Source organism: Campylobacter subantarcticus LMG 24377, assembly GCF_000816305.1.
GTDB lineage: Bacteria > Campylobacterota > Campylobacteria > Campylobacterales > Campylobacteraceae > Campylobacter_D > Campylobacter_D subantarcticus.
The window spans coordinates 1,562,458-1,574,893 of sequence record NZ_CP007773.1 but is presented as its reverse complement, the minus strand read 5'-3'; the positions used below and the strand labels follow the sequence as shown (position 1 = coordinate 1,574,893).

The following is a 12,436-nucleotide window of genomic DNA, read 5'->3' as shown; positions in this document are numbered from 1 at the left end:
GCGTATTAGAACAAAAAGTAGGTTCTAATATGAATGAAATTAATAGAGTGTTTGATAGCTATAAAGCATTAGACTTTACCACTGAAGTTAAAAATGCTAAAGGCGGGGTTGAAGTAACTACAAATGTATTAGGTCAAGAAATTGTAGCTATGTTAAGACAATCCTCTGAATTTGCTTCTTTATTAGCAGATGAAAGTGGTAAATTACAAAGTGCAGTTAAAGACTTAACTGATTCTTCATCCTCTCAAGCTTCTTCTTTAGAAGAAACAGCAGCAGCGCTAGAAGAGATTACTTCTTCCATGCAAAATGTTTCGCATAAAACTAGTGAAGTAATTGCTCAAAGTGAAGAGATTAAAAATGTTACTTCTATTATTGGAGATATTGCAGATCAAATTAACCTACTTGCATTAAATGCTGCTATTGAAGCTGCAAGAGCTGGTGAGCATGGTAGAGGATTTGCTGTTGTTGCAGATGAAGTTAGAAATCTAGCTGAAAGAACTCAAAAGTCTTTGGGTGAGATTGAAGCTAATACTAATATCTTAGTTCAATCTATCAATGAAATGGGTGAAAGTATTAAAGAACAAACTACAGGTATTACTCAAATTAATGATGCAGTAGCTCAAATTGATCATGTAACTCAAGAAAATCTTAAAATAGCTAAAGATAGTGCAGTAATTTCTGATAATGTTAATAAGATAGCTAATGATATTTTAGAAGATGCTAGGAAGAAAAAATTTTAATCGTTAAAATAATTTTTAATCCAAGTATGAAATTTGTAGATACTTGGATTAAATGATATAATCTTGCTTTAAATTCTTATAAGGTTTTTTATGGCTGCTGATGATCAAGAAAAAACAGAAGAGCCCACGTCCAAGAAAATAGAAGATGCGCGTAATGAGGGTAATGTCCCAAAAAGTCAAGATGCATCCGCTGTGGCTGTACTTGTTATAGCGGTTTTTGTGGTGTTGTTTATGTTGCCTTTTATAGGTGAGAGAATTAGCGGTTTATATAGGTTTTATCAAAGTTTTATAGGTATTGAACTTGATTTAAAAATCTTGCAAAAAATCATTATAAAAACAGTTATTGAAATGTTTATTATGGTTTTACCTATTACTCTGACAATTATGGTTGCAGGTGTGATTGGAAACTTAATGCAATTTGGGTTTATTTTTACAACTAAACCTATTACACCAAATTTTAATAAAATTAATCCTATTAATGGTCTTAAAAATCTTTTTTCTTTAAAGAAAATTATCGATGCTTTAAAAATCATACTCAAGGTTGGGGTTGTTTTTGGTATAGCGTTTGTGTTTTTATTGCAATTTATGCAAGAGTTGCCAAGAGTAGAGCTTTATACGATTTATCCACAGCTTTTATGGCTAAGAGATAAAGCCATTATACTTGCTGCTGTTGTTATTATAGCTTTTTTGATTATAGGTCTTTTAGATGTGCTTTTAGTGAGATATCATTACTTTAAAAATTTACGTATGAGTAAGCAAGAAATTAAGGATGAATTTAAACAAAGCGAAGGGGATCCTTTGGTAAAAAGTAGAATTCGTCGCTTGCAAATGGAAGCAGCAAGACGTAGAATGGTGCAAGATGTTGCTAGTGCTGATGTAGTGATCACCAACCCTACTCACTATGCGGTTGCCTTACGTTATGATAATTCTAAAGAGGCTGCACCGAAGGTTTTGGCAAAAGGGGTGGATTTTTTGGCTTTGCGTATTAAAGATATGGCATATGAATACAATGTAATGATTTATGAAAATCCTCCTTTAGCAAGAGAGCTTTATAAGGCTTGTGAGGTTAATGATCTTATCCCTCCAGAGCTTTTTAAGGCAGTGGCAGAAGTGCTAAGTTTTGTCTATACTTCTAACAGACAAAAATTTGCTGATAGACTAAAATAAATTTAGTTTTTTAAGTAAGCTAAAAATAGTCATACTAATCGAAAGTGTATAAATACCTAAAAGCGCTATGCGGTGAGAATTAAGGTTAAGTTTTTCTATGATTTTAATACCAAGATAAACTCCTAGCATAGAGCTAATACCCACTAAGGTTCCATTGTGTAAAACTTCCTCATCAATAATGTCATTGTATACAAAAGAACTAATGCCTGAAATGGAAGCAAATATAACAAAAAATAAGCTAAGAGGAACTACTTTTTTGGTGTCATATCCTAAAAAATATGCCAAAATCGGGGTGATCAAAAGTCCACCGCCAATACCTAAAGAAATAGCAAAAATACCTGTAAATATACCACAAATTAGCAAAATAGAATTTTTTAAGGTATTAGAGTGGCTAATATTTCCAATAGTACTTTTTTGATTAAAAGCAAATTTTAAAAAGAAAACAATACTCACACATAAAAATACGCTTGTGAGTGTAATGTCTGAAAAGTATGAAAGCAATACCCCGCTAAACATCGCACCTAAAAAGCCTCCAAAGCCTATGATAAGTCCATCTTTTAAGATTAAATTTTTCTTTTTATGGTTTATATAAGACCCAAAAACAGAAGCAAAGATCATTTGTACAACTGAAATTGCCACAGCATGGTGGGAGCTTAGTCCTAAAGTAAGCATAAAAGGGACAATGATCATTCCACCGCCTATACCAAAAACCCCTGAAGCCATTCCTGAAAAAATTCCTATAATCATATAAGGAAGTAAAGTTAAATCCATGATTAGCCTTTTGCAAATAAAAACATTGTAACAAAATAAAATTTATTTAGCTTTAGAAAATATAATCATAGTCGATTTAATAAAGTTTATGATATTTTTGGAGTAAAAATGAAATTTTGTAAAAAATGTGTAATGCCAGATACTAAACCTGATTTGCATTTTGATGATGAGGGTGTTTGCGATGCTTGCCGTTCTCAAGAAACAAAAAATCAAGAAATAGATTGGAAAAAAAGAGAAGAAGAATTTTTAAATCTTGTTAAAAAATATAAAAAACATCCTGTGTATGACTGCGTGATAGGGGTAAGTGGTGGCAAAGATTCTACTTTTCAGGTATTAAAATGTCTTGAGCTTGGGCTAAATCCTCTTTGTGTATGTTTTGAGCCAACTATCCCTACTAAAATAGGTAAAAAAAATTTAAAAAATTTAAATCAACTTGGAGTAGATTTAATCCATATCAAAAGAAATCCTTTGGTGTATAAAAAATTAGCTAAAGAAGCTTTTATAAGAACAGGGGATAATGAATGGCAAAATCACTTAGGAATTTTTACTTGTGTGCCAAAAGTGGCAGTTGCCTTTGGTATCCCTTTGATCATTTGGGGTGAAAGCCCTCAGATTGAGTATGGTGGTCCAGCTAGTTCTAAAGAAAAAAATACTTTAGGTAGGGAATGGCTTGAAGAATTTGGTGGGCTTTTGGGTAATAGAATTTCTGATATGATCGGTGTTGATGGCATTAGTGAGAAGGATCTGTATTTTTACACTTATCCGAGCAATGAAGAGCTTCAAAGGGTTGGAGTTACAGGGTTGTTTTTAGGATATTATTTTAAATGGGATTATAAGTATAACTTAAAGGTATCTCAAGAAAATGGCTTTAAAACTAGTACAAAACCAGTTGAAACTACTTATGAAAATTTTGAAAATCTAGATTGTTATTCAAATCATGTGCATGATTATTTAAAATATTGTAAATATGGTTTTGGAAGAGCAACTGATAATGCATGCTTGGATATAAGACTTGGGTATATTAGCCGTGAAGAAGGTGTAAGGCTTGTAAATAAATACGATGGAAAACCACCTAAAAAAGCTATCAAAAAATACTTAGAATTTAGTGGATTTAGCGAGCAAGAATTTGAAAAAATTGTAGATTCTTACACTAATAAAAAAATTTTTAAACGCGATGAAAATGGTAAATTTTTAAGAGATAGTGATGGGTCTTTGATAAAAAAATATGAGTTTGTTTTAAAATGATTTGCATTGTGGATTATCATCTTGGTAATTTCAAGTCTGTCTTGAAAGCTTTTGAAAAAATCGGTCATAAAGTGATTATAAGTTCTAAAAAAGAAGATATAAAAAATGCTTCTAAACTTGTATTACCAGGTGTTGGATCTTTTAAACAAGGCATGGAAAATTTAAAAAAACTTGCTCTAGATGAAGTTTTAAAAGAATGCGTTTTAAAAGATAAAAAGCCTATTTTGGGGATTTGTCTTGGTATGCAGCTTTTTGCTAGCAAGGGATATGAGGGCGGAGAATGCAATGGACTTGATTTTATCCATGCAAATGTTTTGAAATTTGATTTAGCTAGAGAAAAATTATTGCATAGTGGTTGGGATGATTTGCGATTTGGTAATAACAAAAGCAAGCTTTTTGATGGAATTTTAGAAAAAAGCGATTTTTATTTTGTGCATTCTTACTATGTAGAGTGTTTAGAGAGTGTGGAGACTTCTTTTTGTGAGTATGAAAAGCCATTTTGTGCAAGTTTTGAAAAAGAGAATATTTTTGCTGTGCAGTTTCATCCTGAAAAAAGCCAAAGTATTGGTCTAAAACTTTTGGAAAATTTTGTAAATTTAAAGGCTTAGTATGCTTAAAACAAGAATTATTCCTTGTGTGTTATTAAAAGATCATCAGCTTGTAAAAAGTATCAATTTTTCTTCTTTTAGGACTATAGGGCATGTGGTTAGTACTGCTAGGATATATAATGCTAGAAATATAGACGAGCTTATCGTTTTGGATATAAACAAAAACGGCAAGATAGATTTTGAGAGTTTGGAAGATATAGCTAATGAATGCTTTATGCCTTTGACAATTGGAGGTGGGATTAGAACTTTAGAAGATATTAGAAAAGTTTTAGATATAGGTGCGGATAAAGTTAGTATAAATTCCATAGCTTTACATGATCCAAATTTTATCAAAGAAGCAGTAAATACTTTTGGAAGTTCTTGCGTGGTGTGTTCTATTGATGTTAAAAAAGATAAGGGTTGTTTTAAAGTTTTCAATGATGAAATCTTAGATATAGATCCGCTAGAACTTGCACTTAGATACGAAGCTTTAGGAGCAGGGGAGATACTTCTAACAAGTGTTGATAAAGAGGGAAGTGCTTTGGGGTATGACTTGGAGTTGTTGAAGTATTTTCAAGATAAGTTGAAAATCCCGCTTATTATTAATGGTGGGCTTTCTAAACCTCAAGATGGAGTAGAAGCTATAAAATTAGGTGCAAATGCGCTTGCTGGTGCTTTTATCTTTCATTTTAGTCAATATACACCAAATGACATCAAAAAAGAACTTTTAAAACATGAAATTCCTGTGAGGATTATTTAAAACTACAAAATAAAAATTACAGTCTTCTTTGGTAATTTCGAAACTATGTTTTAGGTATAAATTTAGAGCTTTTGTATTTTCTTTAAAAACACAAGCGTTTAGAGTTTGAACTTTTAAAACATTAAAAGCATAGTTTTTAACTTCTTGCATTAAAAGTTCACCTACTCCTTTTTGTATACCATAAAGCCCAAATTCACATGAATGGTTAGTTATATTGATAAAATATATTACTCCTATTTTTGTATCGTCTTTTAATAATAAAAAATATTGTTGTTTGTTGTTTTCTTTGAGTTTTTGTAAAAATAACTGATGTTCTTCTAGGCTAATATGTTGTGTTTTCATAAATTTAGAAATATATGAAGAATTTCTTATGTGAAAAATTTCTTTTGCTTCTTCTTTGTCAAGTTCTGTAAAATTTTTATAAGTAATCATTTTATTACCTTGATGCTTTTAAATGCTTCAGCATATTGAAGACCGACTCTCATTCCTTGATATTGAGCGTTGATTTTAATCCCTTCTAGACTTCTTGGGTGGGGGTATTGTTTTAGTTCTGATTGGTAAAAAGACATAGCTTGTAGTTTTAGGTTTAATGTTGAGCTAATATCAAAAAAAACATCAGGTTGAAAACTCAAAGGATAATTCCACTCTGTACTAGATAAAATTTCAAAGCTATAAATTTCCTTTACACTTTCCTTTGGCATGGATCTTGTAGCTGTAATAGTTGCTTTGTATGTAATTTGATGATCAATATTTAAATCTTTTTCATAATGCGTGAAAATAATATTTGGCTGAATTTCTTTTTTTACTTCTTCAATGCTTTTAACAATATCCAATAAAGGAATTTTATCAAAAGCATTATCAGGAAAAAATCTTCTAAAAACTTTTTTGACACCTAAAAAATTATTTGCTTTTGAAAGTTCTTCCTCTAAAATTTCTTGGTCTTTTGAGTGATTTTCATTTTCTCTGCTTGTCTTACCTTCTCCGAGTATTAAAGTGAAAATATCATGACCTTGTTGTATATATCTTGCCATGGTGCCAAAGCATCCTAAAACCTCATCATCTGGATGGGCTGCTATAATCAAAATTTTATTCTTTTTCATAAAAAACTACCTCTGCTTTTACTTGATTGTGGCTTTTTTTTGCATTTTGGAAATATATTTTTATATTATTGATTTCTAAAAATGCTTTCGGGTAATCGACCGCATCAAGCATACGTATAAAATCATATATTTTTATCAAATTTGGATTTTTTAGCATGTTTATATTGCTTTGGTCTTTGGTTCTTCTTTTGAAAACCACCACTTTTCCTTTTTGTTTTTGGGGAGTAATTTTTGTGTGTAAAATTTTTGGTATGAGTTTAAAAAATATAATTTTTGAAATTCTTTCGTAAATTTTTTGCGCATTTGAATTTTTAAAACTGATATCGTGTTTTAGGTATATCTCTCCACCATCTAGTGTAGCAGAGGCTTTTAAGGCGCAAATTTTACTTTTATATATTCCTCTTATGATCAAATTTTGTAATGGAGAGCCACCGCGTCCAAATGGTAAATTTCCAAGATGGAAAATGATACATTGGTAGTTGTCATAAATTTCTTGAGGTATGTAGAAAGACCAATGTGGAAAAAATATATAATCAGGATTGATTTTTGCTATATTTTTTAAGGTAAGATCGCTTTTGTTGGTTATAAGATAAAACTTATGTGCTTTGTATAATTCTTTTAGTTGATGAAAATTATTAATATTATGTTCTCTAAGAGTTGCTATAATTATATTCAAACTGCAACTCCATATATTTGATTAAACGTATTTAAGTTGCTACCCCCCCCCATATATACAGGAAGTAAAGATGTGAAATAGAAATTATTGTCTTTTTTGATAATCTTAAAACCATGTTTTAAATATAATTTTAAAGCTTTTGTGTTTTCTTTAAAAACACAAGCGTTTAGAGTTTGAACTTTTAAAATATTAAAAGCATAGTTTTTAACTTCTTGCATTAAAAGTTCACCTACTCCTTTTTGTATGCCATAAAGCCCAAATTCACATGAATGGTTGGTTATATTGATAAAATCAATTACGCCTATGATATTTTTATCGTCATAAACTAAAAAATATTTTTTAGTATTGTCTAGCTTGAGTTGTGATAAAAATTTCAAATGTTCTTCTAAAGTAATATTTTGAGTTTTCATAAATCGGGCTATGTTCTCTTCATTACGCCATTTTAAAACAAGTTTTATTTCTTCTTGATTCAGATGAATGAAATCTTTTAAAATTATCATATCAGATTCTCCACTTCATAGCCTTTTTTCGCAAGCCATATTGCAAGTTTTTCTTGGTTTTTAGCATAAGCTATAGCTTTAAAATTTGCTTTTAAAATTAAAGCTTCATTGACTAATGAACTTGCACTAATGATAAGCTTTTTGCTTTCGTTCATTAATCTTGCAAGATTAGGACAGTCTATGAGAATTTGTATGTTAGGGTTTTTTTGGCTTAATTTTTGCAAAGACTTTATATGTGAATTTGCCCTTGTGGTTGCTATGATGATGGTTTTGTTTTGGTTGAGTTTATTTGCAACATTTAAGGAGATGTTTTTTGGATCACTCCCGCCAATGCAAATAAAATAATCATAATTTTTTTCTCTTTTTATTTTACTTTCCTCATAAAACTCATTACGTATTAAAGCATAAGAAAAACCACATCTTAACTCACAGTATTTTGGTACTAAATTTTCATAGTCGCTTTCTTTGGCATAGGCATTGACATTTAGTAAAATATCGCAAAAATGTTCTTTGATTTCATCATCAAAGCTTAGAATTTTCACTCCTGTTTCTAACTTGATAAGTTTTTCATCATCGGCGGTGATCTCATAATGATCGATGATTAAAAGATCAAATTTTTCTTTTTTGATGAGATTGATGAGTTCATATATACTAGCACTAGCTAGCTCATGCACGGGATAAGGAATTTCATCTATCAAAGAGCCTTTTAATGGCAAACAAGCAAAAGTAACATCTTGGTATTGCTTAGCCAGCAAAAGATCTCTTTTAATATGTCCATGTCCTATAGTGCTAGAACTATCGCTTCTAAAAAGAACTTTCATAATTATACTCGTTCATTTTAATACATTCTTGAAATTTTATATGAGGATTTTTTTCATTAAACAAGAAATCTAAAATTCCCAAATAAGCTATAAAATTTACACCTAATTGATTATATATCGGATGGATAAAGTCAAAATATTCAATTGTTATATTTGCATTTTCAAAAATTTCTTTTGCTGTTTCTTTTTCGAGATAGTTTTTTGATCCCTCGGGTGAAAGGTAGTGGTTGGCATTTAATGACTGGCAGATTTCAAGCAACAATTTTTCTTTTTTCTCGTTTTTTAATCTCAAAGAAGAAGCTTGTAAAATAGGGGTTTTAATGTTTAAGTGTTCGCAGTATATTTTGATTAATTCCATATTAAATTGCGCTAAATGCGTGTATTTAAATAAATTTTTTTCTAAAATATTATAGTATTTATTAAAGTTGATGCTCTTAGAGTATGCGTGGTGGATTGTTTTTAGAAATTTAAATTTCCATTTATCATCTTTTTCTAATAAAATATCTTGAAGCGATGTTTTTTGCGGTGCTTTTTGTAGGTTTAGACCTAGTAAAAAAGTTTTATCTTGTAGTTTGATTTTGTTTCTATTTTGCCATGATCTGCGTTCAAATTGAACATTATCCAAAAAGACAAAAATATCAACGCTTTGTATCATATATATATAACCAAGCCATGGATTGAAGGTTGGCTGCATGATGGCTATTTTCACTTAATTTTCCCATAAATCACAATATCACTATCATGAACCAATCTTTCATCTTTTCCCATGATGTTGGTATTTTCATAGGTAAGCACTTTAAAATCATATAAATTTAAATATTCTTTTAAAATTTCTACAAGCTCATGTTCTTGATATAGAGTGTTGATACACCCAAGTTCTCCTGTAGTGTTATCGTTTGTGATTTTAAAACAATTATGAGCTATTTTTTCTCCATAACCATATCTATAATCTTTTATACTTCTTGTTCTTAAAAAAAACAATGCATTTTCTTTATACATAGAATTTTCTTTAGAAATTTTTAATAATTTTAAAAAATCTTCTCGTAGGAGATAGTTAATCACATTAGGAATCATAAAAATATCTGCATTGATATTGGGATTTTTAAAAGGAAATTCTAAGATATTATCATGAAAAAATTGATAGTTTTTGCATTGGATTATTTCTTTGAAGTTATAATTGGCATTGTTGACATTTTCTTTGTTTAAATCAACCCCGATACATTCATAATCATAATTGGCAAATAAAGAAAGATTATTGCCATTAGAACAAGCAAATTCTAAAACTTTTTGGTTATTTTGTTGATGTAGCCCCTGTTTAAAAAAAAATTTAATTACTGCTAAATCTGGAAATTTCAATCCTTTTAAATCTCTTAAATACATTTTACTCCTTAGTGATTTTACCATAGATGATTATATCGCTATCTTTGATATAAACTTTATTTTTTATATTAATATTTTCACTTGTGATAACTTCAAAATCATATAAATTTAAATTCTCTTTTAAAATTTCTACAAGTTCATATTCTTGATAAGCTGTGCAAAGACAATTTTTCTCGCCACTAAATTCATCGCCGCTTAAGATAAAGCTACCATTTTCCAGCTTTTCTCCAAGTCCATAACGATGATCTTTAATACTTCTTGCTCTTAAGAAAAAATGAGCATACCCCCCCCCACCATTTGCTTGATATAGATTGTTTTGTTTTGCATCTTGCAGTAAATTTTTAAATTCATCTTTGGTGATATAGTTAATAACATTAGGTATTAAAAATACATCCGCATTTATATTTTGGTGATTTTTAGCAAAATCAAGCATATTTTTGTTAAAAAAACTTGCCTTTTGATGTTGCATAATTTCTTTAAAATTATAAATAGCGTTTTCATGATTTTGTTTGCTAAGTTCTACACCAATACACTCATAATCATAATTTGCAAATAAAGAAAGATTGTTGCCATTATGGGAGGCAAATTCTAAGACTTTTGCATTTTTTAATGTATTGAGCTTGTTTTTAAAAAACCATCTTACAAGCTCCATGTCAGGGTATTTAAAACCTTTGATTTTATTTATAAACATTTATTACCTTTGTGAAACTGATATAGTATTTTAGCAAATTCTAAGTCTTCAAAAGTATCGATATCGCAAATTTTATTTCTAGGGAGTAAAAAGGCTTTAGAGTGAGGTTTAAATATAAAATCTTCTTCTAGCCATGCTTCTTTTTTACCAAAGTAAAATGCACCACCATCATGATAAGCTTTAGTAAGATCTTGTGAGCGTTTATGGTAATTTGACTCATCAAACATATAAACTTTATTTCGCTTATCAAGATAAAAACCTCTTTGTATAGGGTAGTCAAACTCACAAGCTGAAAATAAAAATTTACATTTTTCTTGATTAAATTGTTCAAAAGCTTGTCGCAAGATAAACTCATCTATAAGTGGCGCAGTAGCGTATAAACAGCACACATTTTTATAGTTCTTACCTTGTTCTTCTAAGGTGGTGATGGCATCTTGAATCACAGTGGTTGAGCTTGCATAATCATCACTTAATTCTTTTTTGCGCACAAAAGGAGTTTTTGCGCCGTATTTTAAGGCTACATTGATGATTTCATCATCATCACTTGAAATAATCACATCATTAAAAATATCCGAATTTAAAGCACTTTCTATGCTATAAGCAATCAAAGGTTTTCCTAAAAAATCAATGATATTTTTTTTTGGAATTCTTTTTGAACCACCGCGTGCAGGGATAATACAAAGATTTTTCATGATTTCTCTTTAAATTTATAAAAAAGTAAGTATAATTTAATTTTTATTTTAAAAGGCTTAACATGCTTAAAAATGAAACTTATTTCATAGACTCTTGTGATGATGTAGAATTAAATATAAAAAGAGAAAGTAAGTTAGAATACAGAATCACTTATGATGATAGTAAAGAAATAGAGGCTATTGTTTGTGTTATAAATGGTATTGGTGGAGATATAAAAGATGATTTATATATAAGTGACTATTGTGCTAGAAATTATAATGTAGCAGTTTTAAATGTAAATTATCATTGCATAGGAAATCGTCCTCAAATTGGGGCTAAATTTTATTTAGACAATATAGATAAGTTTATATTTGAAACTAGCTTAAAAGCTTTAGGTATAACAATTCCTTATGATATACAAAAACTAAATACCTTTGAAGATTTTCATCCTGCTATGAAATGTCTTAATAAAAAAATTCAAGATATGAAAAATAATTGGGAGCTTGATAGAAATTATTATTTAGATTTAAGTGTGAGTTTGCAACCTACTAAAAATGAATATCAAAATTTTGGTATTATGCAAGCAACAGATATACTAAATGCTCTTTTATATATTAGAAAAAGTCCTCCTTTTAAAGTTACGGGGGGGGGTATAAAGCATATTTTAATAGGATCATCCCATGGAGGATATTTAGCAAATTTATGTGCAAAATTAGCTCCTTGGTTTGTTGATGTTGTAATAGATAATTCTTCTCATGTTAGTCTTGCTAATTTATGGAGGGTTATAGGTTTTGGAAAAGAAATTGATTATACTCAGTATTTTTGTTTTGGAACTTTTCATTTTTTTAATAATATTAGACTTTGTGCTTCTGATAAAACACTATGGACTACAAACAAACAATCACCTTATTATTTTTCACTTGCTAGAAAACTAATTAGAGAAACACTAAATAAAGATCATCTAAACATACAAGCAAAATATCCAAATCCAAAATACATTGTTTATCATTCTAAATTTGATGAATGGGTGTCTTTAGAAGAAAAAGAAGAATATGTTGATACTTTAAAAAAATATGGATTTGATGTTGAATTTGTAAAAATCACAGATAGTCAACAAGTTGATGGTAAGTTTATTAAAAATTTAAATCATGGTATGGGAATACCTATGAAGTTGCTCATCAAAAAACATTTATCACAAATTTTAAAAGAACCTTTAAAAGATAAAATTTGTAAAAAAGAAATTTCTTACAAATGTGATGATTTAGTCTATATTTTTAAGGAAGAGAATAATCAAATAAAATTAGAGATTAAATAATAATCTCTAAA

General features: G+C 29.4%; 15 protein-coding genes and 1 pseudogene. 6 read left to right on the top strand and 10 right to left on the bottom strand.

Annotated elements, in window-relative coordinates:
• Positions 1 to 347: 347 nt before the first annotated feature.
• Positions 348 to 740 (top strand): annotated as a pseudogene (locus CSUB8523_RS10720) (methyl-accepting chemotaxis protein); the annotation flags it as partial.
• Positions 741 to 830: 90 nt separating this feature from the next.
• The gene (gene flhB / locus CSUB8523_RS08070; RefSeq protein WP_043020165.1) at positions 831 to 1,907 is read left to right on the top strand and encodes a flagellar biosynthesis protein FlhB; all 1,077 of its coding nucleotides are present in this window, start codon (positions 831 to 833) and stop codon (positions 1,905 to 1,907) included.
• Here the strand turns inward: flhB and CSUB8523_RS08065 are convergent.
• A complete protein-coding gene (locus CSUB8523_RS08065) occupies positions 1,899 to 2,678 on the bottom strand; it encodes a sulfite exporter TauE/SafE family protein (protein WP_043020164.1) in 780 nt (259 codons plus the stop codon). The two genes, flhB and CSUB8523_RS08065, sit on opposite strands and share 9 nt — an antisense overlap.
• Positions 2,679 to 2,786: 108 nt before the next feature.
• On the opposite strand from CSUB8523_RS08065, the gene pseA reads away from it, so the two are divergent.
• From pseA to CSUB8523_RS08050, 3 genes are read left to right on the top strand one after another with little or no spacing between them, the layout of a single operon-like run.
• Positions 2,787 to 3,923, top strand: coding sequence for a pseudaminic acid biosynthesis protein PseA (pseA, locus tag CSUB8523_RS08060; RefSeq protein ID WP_043020163.1), 1,137 nt, complete (start codon positions 2,787 to 2,789; stop codon positions 3,921 to 3,923).
• Entirely contained in the window at positions 3,920 to 4,531 is a 612-nt protein-coding gene (gene hisH, locus CSUB8523_RS08055; RefSeq protein WP_043020162.1) for an imidazole glycerol phosphate synthase subunit HisH, read from the top strand. Before pseA ends, hisH begins: the two co-directional genes overlap by 4 nt.
• A 1-nt stretch (position 4,532) precedes the next feature.
• Positions 4,533 to 5,270 carry a HisA/HisF-related TIM barrel protein gene (locus CSUB8523_RS08050; RefSeq protein WP_043020161.1) on the top strand — a complete coding sequence of 246 codons (738 nt, stop codon included), beginning with the start codon at positions 4,533 to 4,535 and terminating at the stop codon, positions 5,268 to 5,270.
• Here CSUB8523_RS08050 and pseH (CSUB8523_RS08045) read toward each other — a convergent pair.
• From pseH (CSUB8523_RS08045) to pseF, 9 genes are read right to left on the bottom strand one after another with little or no spacing between them, the layout of a single operon-like run.
• Complete coding sequence (pseH, locus tag CSUB8523_RS08045; protein ID WP_039664497.1) at positions 5,238 to 5,702, bottom strand: UDP-4-amino-4,6-dideoxy-N-acetyl-beta-L-altrosamine N-acetyltransferase; 465 nt, start codon at positions 5,700 to 5,702, stop codon at positions 5,238 to 5,240. The genes CSUB8523_RS08050 and pseH (CSUB8523_RS08045) overlap by 33 nt on opposite strands.
• On the bottom strand, positions 5,699 to 6,370 hold the full coding sequence (locus CSUB8523_RS08040; protein ID WP_043020160.1) for a PIG-L deacetylase family protein: 672 nt from the start codon (positions 6,368 to 6,370) through the stop codon (positions 5,699 to 5,701). The genes pseH (CSUB8523_RS08045) and CSUB8523_RS08040 overlap by 4 nt, the downstream gene beginning before the upstream one ends.
• Positions 6,357 to 7,046 (bottom strand): formyl transferase, encoded by a 690-nt coding sequence (locus tag CSUB8523_RS08035; protein WP_043020159.1) that lies wholly within the window; start codon positions 7,044 to 7,046, stop codon positions 6,357 to 6,359. Before CSUB8523_RS08035 ends, CSUB8523_RS08040 begins: the two co-directional genes overlap by 14 nt.
• Positions 7,043 to 7,546 carry a UDP-4-amino-4,6-dideoxy-N-acetyl-beta-L-altrosamine N-acetyltransferase gene (pseH, locus tag CSUB8523_RS08030; protein ID WP_043020158.1) on the bottom strand — a complete coding sequence of 168 codons (504 nt, stop codon included), beginning with the start codon at positions 7,544 to 7,546 and terminating at the stop codon, positions 7,043 to 7,045. The genes CSUB8523_RS08035 and pseH (CSUB8523_RS08030) overlap by 4 nt, the downstream gene beginning before the upstream one ends.
• Entirely contained in the window at positions 7,543 to 8,367 is an 825-nt protein-coding gene (gene pseG, locus CSUB8523_RS08025; RefSeq protein ID WP_043020157.1) for a UDP-2,4-diacetamido-2,4,6-trideoxy-beta-L-altropyranose hydrolase, read from the bottom strand. Before pseG ends, pseH (CSUB8523_RS08030) begins: the two co-directional genes overlap by 4 nt.
• Positions 8,351 to 9,076, bottom strand: a complete 726-nt coding sequence (locus CSUB8523_RS08020) for a WbqC family protein (RefSeq protein ID WP_167333041.1) — start codon at positions 9,074 to 9,076, stop codon at positions 8,351 to 8,353. The genes pseG and CSUB8523_RS08020 overlap by 17 nt, the downstream gene beginning before the upstream one ends.
• Entirely contained in the window at positions 9,073 to 9,747 is a 675-nt protein-coding gene (locus tag CSUB8523_RS08015; RefSeq protein ID WP_039664492.1) for a class I SAM-dependent methyltransferase, read from the bottom strand. The genes CSUB8523_RS08020 and CSUB8523_RS08015 overlap by 4 nt, the downstream gene beginning before the upstream one ends.
• Before the next feature lies 1 nt (position 9,748).
• The gene (locus tag CSUB8523_RS08010; protein ID WP_235362556.1) at positions 9,749 to 10,438 is read right to left on the bottom strand and encodes a class I SAM-dependent methyltransferase; all 690 of its coding nucleotides are present in this window, start codon (positions 10,436 to 10,438) and stop codon (positions 9,749 to 9,751) included.
• On the bottom strand, positions 10,429 to 11,130 hold the full coding sequence (pseF, locus tag CSUB8523_RS08005; RefSeq protein ID WP_043020156.1) for a pseudaminic acid cytidylyltransferase: 702 nt from the start codon (positions 11,128 to 11,130) through the stop codon (positions 10,429 to 10,431). Before pseF ends, CSUB8523_RS08010 begins: the two co-directional genes overlap by 10 nt.
• A 62-nt stretch (positions 11,131 to 11,192) precedes the next feature.
• Here pseF and CSUB8523_RS08000 point away from each other — a divergent pair, with 62 nt between their 5' ends.
• Positions 11,193 to 12,425, top strand: coding sequence for a DUF2920 family protein (locus CSUB8523_RS08000; RefSeq protein WP_043020155.1), 1,233 nt, complete (start codon positions 11,193 to 11,195; stop codon positions 12,423 to 12,425).
• The last annotated feature ends 11 nt before the right edge of the window (positions 12,426 to 12,436 follow it).

Coding starts and splice junctions, on each gene's coding strand:
- pseH (WP_043020158.1), bottom strand. CDS start 7,546: ATGATAATTTTAAAAGATTTCATTCATCTGAATCAAGAAGAAATAAAA.
- pseH (WP_039664497.1), bottom strand. CDS start 5,702: ATGATTACTTATAAAAATTTTACAGAACTTGACAAAGAAGAAGCAAAA.
- CSUB8523_RS08010 (WP_235362556.1), bottom strand. CDS start 10,438: ATGTTTATAAATAAAATCAAAGGTTTTAAATACCCTGACATGGAGCTT.
- pseG (WP_043020157.1), bottom strand. CDS start 8,367: ATGAAAGTTCTTTTTAGAAGCGATAGTTCTAGCACTATAGGACATGGA.
- CSUB8523_RS08050 (WP_043020161.1), top strand. CDS start 4,533: ATGCTTAAAACAAGAATTATTCCTTGTGTGTTATTAAAAGATCATCAG.
- CSUB8523_RS08000 (WP_043020155.1), top strand. CDS start 11,193: ATGCTTAAAAATGAAACTTATTTCATAGACTCTTGTGATGATGTAGAA.
- CSUB8523_RS08015 (WP_039664492.1), bottom strand. CDS start 9,747: ATGTATTTAAGAGATTTAAAAGGATTGAAATTTCCAGATTTAGCAGTA.
- CSUB8523_RS08065 (WP_043020164.1), bottom strand. CDS start 2,678: ATGGATTTAACTTTACTTCCTTATATGATTATAGGAATTTTTTCAGGA.
- hisH (WP_043020162.1), top strand. CDS start 3,920: ATGATTTGCATTGTGGATTATCATCTTGGTAATTTCAAGTCTGTCTTG.
- pseA (WP_043020163.1), top strand. CDS start 2,787: ATGAAATTTTGTAAAAAATGTGTAATGCCAGATACTAAACCTGATTTG.
- pseF (WP_043020156.1), bottom strand. CDS start 11,130: ATGAAAAATCTTTGTATTATCCCTGCACGCGGTGGTTCAAAAAGAATT.
- flhB (WP_043020165.1), top strand. CDS start 831: ATGGCTGCTGATGATCAAGAAAAAACAGAAGAGCCCACGTCCAAGAAA.
- CSUB8523_RS08040 (WP_043020160.1), bottom strand. CDS start 6,370: ATGAAAAAGAATAAAATTTTGATTATAGCAGCCCATCCAGATGATGAG.